General features: G+C 43.6%; 7 protein-coding genes. 6 read left to right on the forward strand and 1 reads right to left on the reverse strand.

Going from position 1 to position 9,156, the window contains the following annotated elements; translation table 11 throughout:
- Nucleotides 1–197: 197 nt before the first annotated feature.
- The 6 genes from D1646_RS20915 to D1646_RS20940 are packed head-to-tail and all read left to right on the forward strand — an operon-like array spanning nucleotide 198 to nucleotide 8,754.
- Nucleotides 198–2,036 (forward strand): AAA family ATPase, encoded by a 1,839-nt coding sequence (locus D1646_RS20915; RefSeq protein ID WP_160638309.1) that lies wholly within the window; start codon nucleotides 198–200, stop codon nucleotides 2,034–2,036.
- Nucleotides 2,023–3,981 (forward strand): UvrD-helicase domain-containing protein, encoded by a 1,959-nt coding sequence (locus D1646_RS20920; RefSeq protein WP_160638310.1) that lies wholly within the window; start codon nucleotides 2,023–2,025, stop codon nucleotides 3,979–3,981. The genes D1646_RS20915 and D1646_RS20920 overlap by 14 nt, the downstream gene beginning before the upstream one ends.
- A 10-nt stretch (nucleotides 3,982–3,991) precedes the next feature.
- The gene (locus D1646_RS20925) at nucleotides 3,992–4,204 is read left to right on the forward strand and encodes a helix-turn-helix transcriptional regulator (protein WP_160638311.1); all 213 of its coding nucleotides are present in this window, start codon (nucleotides 3,992–3,994) and stop codon (nucleotides 4,202–4,204) included.
- A 3-nt stretch (nucleotides 4,205–4,207) separates the two neighbouring features.
- The gene (locus tag D1646_RS20930) at nucleotides 4,208–4,513 is read left to right on the forward strand and encodes a hypothetical protein (RefSeq protein ID WP_160638312.1); all 306 of its coding nucleotides are present in this window, start codon (nucleotides 4,208–4,210) and stop codon (nucleotides 4,511–4,513) included.
- The gene (locus D1646_RS20935) at nucleotides 4,503–6,089 is read left to right on the forward strand and encodes a site-specific DNA-methyltransferase (protein WP_160638313.1); all 1,587 of its coding nucleotides are present in this window, start codon (nucleotides 4,503–4,505) and stop codon (nucleotides 6,087–6,089) included. The genes D1646_RS20930 and D1646_RS20935 overlap by 11 nt, the downstream gene beginning before the upstream one ends.
- Nucleotides 6,082–8,754 (forward strand): DEAD/DEAH box helicase family protein, encoded by a 2,673-nt coding sequence (locus tag D1646_RS20940; protein WP_160638314.1) that lies wholly within the window; start codon nucleotides 6,082–6,084, stop codon nucleotides 8,752–8,754. The genes D1646_RS20935 and D1646_RS20940 overlap by 8 nt, the downstream gene beginning before the upstream one ends.
- A 208-nt stretch (nucleotides 8,755–8,962) precedes the next feature.
- On the opposite strand, the gene D1646_RS22810 is transcribed toward D1646_RS20940, so the two are convergent.
- On the reverse strand, nucleotides 8,963–9,156 hold a 194-nt coding region (locus D1646_RS22810; protein WP_207709450.1), incomplete at its 5' end, for a hypothetical protein.

Here is a 9,156-nt window from a genome sequence, read left to right on the forward strand (position 1 = left end):
GTTATACCCATTTTCATGCCGCAAAAATTATGCTGTCTTTTTTCATTTTGGGGCTTGACACCTATTTGCAGGTTTGCGAAGTAGCGAAAATAGCATCCCTCTCTGACCTGTGCATTGATTTTTTCACGATGCTGTGATATTATACTTTTTGAAAAGAAATAAAGTCTGACCAATGCTTTTTGGAGGCTGATTGCATCATGTATATTTCAAGGCTACATCTTTGTGGATATAAAAATACTTACGAAAAATCAGAAGTCACTCTCAACCGAGGTCTAAATGTTTTGCTCGGAGAGAATGGCTGCGGAAAAACGGCTATAATAAATGCTTTGCGTATGCTTTTCCGGGAGGTGGATTCTCGATATTCTTTTTCTTCGGATGATTTCTATTGTTCTACGGATAAGGACTCTGTATCTTCAGAAATCGAAATTAGCGCAGACCTTACCGCTTTGTCTGAAGATGAAAAAATAGCTTTTCTATCATGGTGCGATTCTAACTTTGAAGGTCATTTACATCTTCAAATTTCTGAAAATCCAATTAGGCCAGGAACAAGTAGATGGAGATATTGGGGAGGGCGAGCATCTGCGGGTATTTTTGAAGATAGTACATTTGATTGGATTGAGTGCATATACCTCCCTCCTTTGCGCGATGCAGAATCAAAGCTATCTGCTGGGAAGCGATCGAGAATTGCAGCACTTCTCAAAAAACAATACGGCGAAGACGCAACTTTCCTTGTAGACACAGTAAAAAGTTTCAACGACAGTATTGTCCAAGGGGAAGAAGGTCGCGACTCTGGAGTTTCTATTGTGCAGAGAGCAATCAATAAAAAAATTGATGAATCACTTGGAAAGCAACTTGGTCAAAGTATCAACTTGCAGTTCACAGAAACAAGCTTTAATAAAATTGTGGAAAACATCAGGATGGTGTTCTTCCCTGGTAGCGGCGAAACTGACATTACAAAATTTCGGGATTTAGCCACAAATAGTTTGGGGTACAACAACTTACTATATATTGCAACGGTACTCTCTGAGTTGGAATTGGTTAAGGAGTCCGATGTTTTTACTATGTTACTGATAGAAGAACCCGAAGCACATTTGCACCCTCAGCTTCAGATAAAGTTCATCAAATACCTTGAATCACTTTCTACTACTTTACCGAATGCGCAAATAATTGTTTCTACGCATTCGCCGGTTCTCGCTTCGTCCATTGCTATTAATAAACTGATAGTCATAACCGGAACAAAAACAAGCATCTCCGCTACTACGATTAGTGAGAAGGATTTTCAAGACCCATTGGCGGAAAAGTATATTAACCGATGGTTAGATGTTACAAAGTCTACTATGCTGTTTTCCAGAGGAATTATTTTGGTGGAAGGGATTGCTGAGGCACTTGTTATACCCCGCTTAGCAGAACTGGTGTTGAAAAAATATAATGATGAGAGAAATGATGCTCAAAAACTTGGTGCATCTTTGGATGAGATGGGTATTTCGGTCATCAACATCAATGGAATCAATTTCAAATATTTCATGAAGCTATTTGGAAACTTCCAAGGTTCCTCAGGACCGTGTATTCCCATTTATTGTGCAGGAATAACTGATAGAGACCCAGAAAAAAGTGTGTTTCCAAAAATTGGCGAGGCTGTTGAGGGACAGAATCCTGCCTTAGAGTATGCAGAAGAAATAAACTCAACTGAAAGAACCAGATTATATATTTCACCTATGAAAACTTTTGAATACGATTTGGCGATTTATAACCCAGTTTGCTTTGCAAATGTCCTAAAGCAACTGTGGCGAACAAAAGACGGGCCAGTTTGTAATGAGCTTGATGAAATTATTCAGAGAAGTGGGAGATATGACAGTCAGGACCAATTAGCCGAGGATGCAAAATCTATATACAAACGCATAGAGGATCGTTCAATTGGAAAAGGAATATTTGCGCAAGTTTTAGCTGAACAGATTCCTGATGATTTTATTATACCGCAGTATATAATCAATGCGGTATTGTGGGCTTGCGGGGGAATTCAAGATGACCAGGCATGAAAAGCAATGCGCTCTTTCTGTTGTTTTATGCGGAGTAGATGATATTACTAATTGTCCTCACAAGTGTAACGGCAAATGTAAGCTGTTTGGAGTGTGCAGGATTGAGGATAAGACGGATAAGCAGTTAAGCTATATTCTTGCATCTATTGATAAATGTATTTATTTGGAGGCGTGCGCCGGTAGCGGAAAGACAGAAGTGTTAGGTATGAAAGCCACTTATGAAATTTCCCAATGGCAATCTAAAAAAACGGGAATCGCTGTGTTGACTTTTACAAATGACGCAGCAGACACGATTGCGACTCGAATCCATATGTTCTATCATACGTCAATTCCCTCCAACCACTATGTCGGCACGTTTTCGAGTTTTGTGCATGGGCACATTGCTCAGAGATTTGGATATATGTTCTATCGAAATCAGCCGGAAATAGAAGACAAATCTTTTCGTATTATTGATGCAAACATAGACTTGTATGATAACCAGTGGCTTCAGAATTACAAGTTGAACTTTCCGCTTTCCAGCACAATATACGCTAATCAGTTAATCTATTTGAGTGGCAAACGAGATTGGTTTGTAGGGTCTGGTGAAAACTCGATTAGTATAACTGACCGCTACAACTCAAAAGAAACGCAGCAACTAATAAATTCCATTAGAGAAAAGAAACATGAACACGGTTTATTCCAACTCGACTATTTGCGTGAAAGAATCAAAGATTGCAAACTTGCTTTCTTTCAAGCCGGATTTGCGAACTTTGAAGATGTGAATAGTATTGCTGTAAAGTGCTTGCGAAATTCTGAAATCTGTAAGGCGATTGCACAAAAGTTCCCGCTCATTATGGTGGATGAGTGTCAAGACCTTTCTGCTACTGAATTATGTTTGCTTGGGCTTTTGATTGACTCTGGTGTTAAGGTTCACTATATTGGTGACCTCCACCAAGCCATCTATTCTTTCAAAGACGCATTACCAGAATATTTTATTGAACATATTACTGCGAAAGCCTTTGAAAAACAGATACTGACTGATAATTTTAGAAGCACACAAAGTATAGTTGATATTTCAAAGAATATTGCCGCTATAACATCCGACATTTCCGGAAAAGTCGAAAGTCGGTACGACACTGATTGCTTTTATATTGAGTATGCTTCTGAGCGAGATGCCATAATTGCATTCAAAGAAATGCTTAAAGAGCGTGGCATACAGTTTGAAAAAGCTGTTGTCCTTACAAGAAATCAAGCTCTGAAAACGAAAATAAGCTCTGATACTTCTGATGTACTAAAAAAATATCCGATTATTTATGCAATTCAGCTATGGAACTCCCATGCGGCTGATGGTTGTTTGATGGCTTTAAGGTTACTTGGTGGTCAGTTACAAAAGTGGTATGGATTTCAAGGACGCTCAAATAATTTCTACTATCCTGAAACTCTTTGTAAAGACGCAATTACATGGCGTCTATTACTCAGAGATATTATGACCGAGCTTGTAAGCGTATCCTCTATTTCTAATATGGCAGGAAAAACATACTCTTCTTGGACAGCTGAAAATAAGAAGCGAATTGTTGCCATACTAAACAAGCATCTTGAGGCGAACCTTGGGACACAATTGGACGGATCGGCTTCTTTTGTACGAGCTGTTCGCGGTACAGGTTCAGAGGTTATCGGCTTGATGAATCAAATTGATCCAACAGAATTGAAAGTGGAGACAATTCACGCAGTTAAAGGCAGAACCTTTGATGCGGTTTTATTGATGTCATCAGCTGATGCCCGTGGTAAGACTGGTTACTGGGAAAACTGGTTGAATCCGGATGATGAGGCCGCTCGTATTGCGTATGTAGCCTGTTCTCGACCTCGCAATCTGCTGTGTTGGGGGGTACATACCCTAACCGGTGACCAGAGAGGAAAACTGGAGCATTTAGAACTCAAGCCATACAATAACGGTACAAACGAATAGGAGTTTTGATATGGCAGTAAAATATGATCGATTGTTTCATCTCATGATAGACCGCAAAATAACAAACGCCCAGCTTGCAGAAAAAGCTGGCGTCAGTGCTAATATTATTACAAGGCTCAAAAGAAATCAATATTTATCTATGGAGACCATTGAAAGACTTTGCAATACATTGAATTGCGGTGTTGATGAAATACTGGAATTTTATTCTGACGAGGAGGGATAATTTGTGGATGCTATAAATGTGCTGGTAGAAATGTTGAAGGAAAAGAATATCATAACTCCTTTAGAGCAAGATATTCTCGATACATACTATGAAGTAAGCAAAAACCCTTTTGACCGGGATTCTGCGATACGGCAGGCCCAAAAGAACAATCTTAATCACCCTGATATTTTTGCGGCAATATCCATGAGTCCCACTACGGTGTTTAAGCCTTGGGCAGTGGCTTTGGACGAAGATGTATGTTCTAATCTGACAAGCCAGCTTGGAGCGTTAGCAGAAAAAGAGTGGGAGGTGTTGCAGGGTGGCAAATAAACTGGAATTGACCTGGTACGGCAAGGATGACCCAATCAGAGTCGAGCCTCGGTTGCTGATTGAAAATGCCGCTCTGTCCAATATCGCGATCGACCCGGACACGGAAAATATGCTCATTCATGGGGACAATCTGCTTGCCCTGAAAGCGTTGGAGAAAAAGTTTGCTGGGCAGGTGAGGTGCATCTACATTGACCCGCCTTACAATACCGGCTCAGCTTTTGAGCATTATGATGATAATCTGGAGCATAGCCAGTGGTTGAATCTTATGCGACCCCGACTGGAGATTTTATGGCAGCTTTTATCGGCGAACGGAAGTATTTGGATTAGTATTGATGATGATGAGCGAGATTATCTGAAAGTTCTTTGTGATGAGGTGTTTGGGCGGCAGCATTTCCTTGCTTCTATTGTTTGGCAAAAGCGTTATTCGCGTGAAAATCGTGAATCAATCGGTGATTCTCATGAATACATCTTGATTTATGTAAAAGATAAAGAATTGTTTAAGAACGCCCGTAACTTCTTGCCGTTAACCGAAAAACAGATGAAAGCCTACAAAAACCCAGATAATGATCCACGCGGCGCATGGCAATCGGTATCTCTACTGGCGCAGGGATACCGACCTAATCAAATGTACGAAATTACAGCACCCAATGGGAAAATACACATTCCACCACCTGGGAACTGCTGGAAAGTTATAGAGCCAGAATTCAAAAAGGCGCTATCAGACGGAAGAGTGACATTTGGGAAAGATGGGACAGGAGTACCCAGAAGAAAGCAGTTTTTGTCAGAGGCGAAAGGGCTTGTACCTTGGACATGGTGGCCGCAAGATGAGGTTGGACACACAGGTGAATCTAAAGATGAAGTAAATGCCTTATTTGGTAGTCATATATCGTTCGATACGCCTAAACCGGAGCGTTTAATTGAACGTATTATTCACATTGCCACTAATCCTGGTGACCTCGTTCTCGACTCTTTCCTCGGTTCCGGCACGACCGCAGCAGTTGCCCACAAGATGGGACGGCGGTATATCGGCATTGAGATGGGCGACCATGCTTATACTCACTGCAAGGTACGGCTGGATAAAGTAATTGCCGGAGAGGATCAGGGTGGTATTACCAAAGCCCAAAACTGGCAGGGCGGCGGAGGCTATCGTTTCTACGAACTTGCGCCCACACTTATTAACGAGGACGCTTTTGGAGAAGCTGTCATCAACCCTGATTATGATGCCGATGCACTGGCGGTAGCGGTGGCGCTCCATGAAGGTTTTACTTATCATCCCAGCACAGACTTCTTCTGGAAACAGGCAATAGGTAATGAAAACAGCTACCTCTTTACTACCACCCGCCACCTGACCGCTGCCTATCTGGATGCCATTAAAGGCAGCATGGAGGAGGGCGAGTATCTCGTCATTGCCTGCCGCTCCTATGACAGGGGATTAGATAGGGCGTATACGAATATTGCTATGAAGAAAATCCCGCAAATGCTTCTTGACCGCTGCGAATTCGGTAAGGACGATTACAGTTTGAACATCGTACACCCGCCGGTCTATGAAGACGAGGAGGTGGAAGATAATGAGTGAGCGTTTCCCCTTATACACAACTGACTATATCAGCGGCGTCATGTCGTTGCGCAAGCCCCAGACTGCTTCTCTGAAAATTCTGGAGGAGATTATCACCTCGGTCAATCTCCGCAAAGGCATGAACTTGAAAGCGGCATTGGGTAGCGTCCACGCCATGTATCCTACCTGCTCGGACTTCGAGCGGGAGTTTATGTCCCTGACCTTTGCCCTTGCCACTGGCGTGGGTAAGACCCGGCTGATGGGTGCGTTTATCGCCTATCTATACACCCAACATAACATTAAGAACTTTTTTGTCGTTGCTCCCAACACCACCATTTATGAGAAGCTTAAAAGAGATTTGAGCGACAACAACAGCCCCAAATATGTATTCCGGGGTCTTGGCTGCTTTGCTACGCTTCCGAAAATCATCACGGATGACGATTACAGAGAAAAGACCATGTCCTTGTTTGAATCGGAAGTCCACATTTTTGTCTATAACATTGACAAATTTAATAAAGAGGGCGCAAAGATGCGCAATCCTCACGAAAAGATTGGTGCGTCATTTTATAAATTTCTTTCCAATTTGCCGGACTTGGTGCTGATTATGGACGAGTCGCACCACTATCGGGCGGAGCGGGGCGCTCAGGCCCTCAATGATCTGCACCCTCTGTTGGGACTGGAACTGACAGCAACACCTCTGGTGGCAAAGGGTGCGAAGCAGGTTCCTTTCAGAAATGTTGTATACGAATATCCACTGTCCAGGGCTATCGAGGACGGCTACACCCGCACACCCTTTGCCGTGACCCGCAGTGACATTGACTTTTTCAATTTTGGCGACGAACAGTTGGACAAGCTGATGCTGCTGGACGGGATTTCCTGCCACGAAAGAGTCAAACGCAAGTTGGAGATGTACGCCGCCAATCACAGCACTCCAGAGAAGCCTGTTCGGCTCGTAAAGCCTTTTATGCTGGTAGTCTGTAAAGATACTGACCATGCTGCTTGGGTAGAAAGCTTCATCAAATCCGATGAGTTTAGAAACGGTGCGTACCGTAACAAGACAATCACAGTTCATTCCAAGCAAAAGGGTGCGGAAACAGAGTTCAACACCCGCTTATTGCTGGGAGTTGAGGAAGAAGACAACCCGGTCGAGATCGTGATTCATGTCAATATGCTCAAAGAGGGCTGGGATGTCAACAACCTATATACCATCGTCCCCCTCCGCACGGCCGCTTCTAAAATTCTGCGGGAGCAAATGGTCGGGCGAGGTCTGCGTCTGCCTTATGGAGAACGCACCGGGGATAGTGATGTAGATGCTATGATGCTCACCGCCCACGATAAATTTCAGGATATTCTGGCAGAGGCACAGAGAGGTGATTCTATTTTCAAGGCTGGTAATGTCATTCAGGCGGAGGATTTGGACGAGCCGGAGGAGATTACTTATACACAGCTTACATTTGGCGATGAACCAGACCGGGAACTACAGCGTGCCTATGAGCAAACAGGCGTTACAGAGAGCAAGGAGAACGATGCACTTTTGCAGGCGGCCAGAACCTATCTGCAAGAAAAAACTGAGGAATATATTTCTGTAGCATCCACTCCCGCTGCTCCAACACAACCGGACAAGCAGAAAATCGTCCAGGCGGTCAAGGCAAAAATAGAGGAAGATCAGGATTTAGGCAAGACCTTCAAGGACAATGAAAACCCGTTCCTTGCGTGGCTGGAGGAGGAAACGGAACAGGTCTACAACACCATCATTGGAAAGTATATCCCCATTCCCCGCCTTCGTGTGACGGATGCGGGTGTTGAGGAATATGTGTTTGTAGAGTTTGACTTAAACCTCAGCGAGTTCACCCATGTACCCATTAAAAATGAGTTGCTTATCCAAAATCTTGAGGATATGAGCGACCGGCGGCGAATTAAGGGTGATGCCATTGATTTCGAGGGCTATAACCCCAAGAAAGTCATTCTGGCCGAACTTCGCAAGAAGCCGGAAATCGACTATGAGCGTTGCTCAACCTTGCTCTTCAAACTCATCACACAGGTCTGCAACCACTATGAATCAGCATACGGCACAAATGGGATGCAGAACATTGTGATGATGTATCGGCGTGACTTGGCTAATAAAATCTACACGCAAATGATGAAGCATTTCTACTGCGAAAATGGTTTCTTGCAGGAGGAGGTCATGGATGTAAGGTGCAGTAATCTTCGGCAAAGTCTTGGATTTAGACAGCGTGTTGGACTGTATGATGACTTTGAAGGCGACATTCACTCCATCCTGTTCGTAGGAATCAAGAGGGGCGTCTTTGCAGAGGCCAAGTTCGATTCCAAGGAGGGAGAACTAACCCTTGCTCGTGTCCTTGACAGAGACGATGATGTGTTGAAATGGCTGCGCCCAGCACCTAATGAATTTAATATCACCTACAACCGCGGCAAACGGTATGAGCCGGATTTTGTTGTTGAAACTGCGGACTGTTGCTATCTGATCGAGGTCAAGGCAGAAAAAGACATGAATGATCCAGATGTAATTGCCAAGAAGAAGCGTGGTATCCAATACTGCGAGGTTGCAACTCGCTGGTGCAGGGCAAATGGGTATAAGCCGTGGAAGTATCTGTTCATCCCAGCCAAGCAGGTGATGGCAAATTCATCATTTGCAAGATTAGAGAAACAATTCCAGGAACACTGATTAGCAAAGTCAAGGGAGGCTTGCTGGTATAGCAAGCCTCCCTATGGTGTTCATATCTTTTCGCTGGTGCATTTGCCGAGGTTTTAACCTGTTAGCACTGATTATCACGCCCTTGATAATCTTCTCTGTGCAGTTCACAATACTGTTTATCGAAGCAAGGATATGTACGAAAATCGGTCATGGTAGGCAAAAGTGGCGGTATGAGATATTAAAGTCCTATACTGTTGCTTTTTTGGAGAAAATATCCTTGACAAATCCCATCTTGGTTCTCAATGCTGATGGATTCCCCGGCTCGCTCGTCGTCATGGGAGAGTCTTTCGTATAAGGCGGTGAGTTTGTCTTTCTCTGTCTGCTTCTTCATGGTGTGTAACCTCCTTTCTTTGAGGGTGCGCGCTTCCCTAT

Source organism: Pseudoflavonifractor sp. 60, from assembly GCF_009911645.1.
In the GTDB taxonomy this organism is placed as follows: Bacteria; Bacillota; Clostridia; order Oscillospirales; family Oscillospiraceae; genus Lawsonibacter.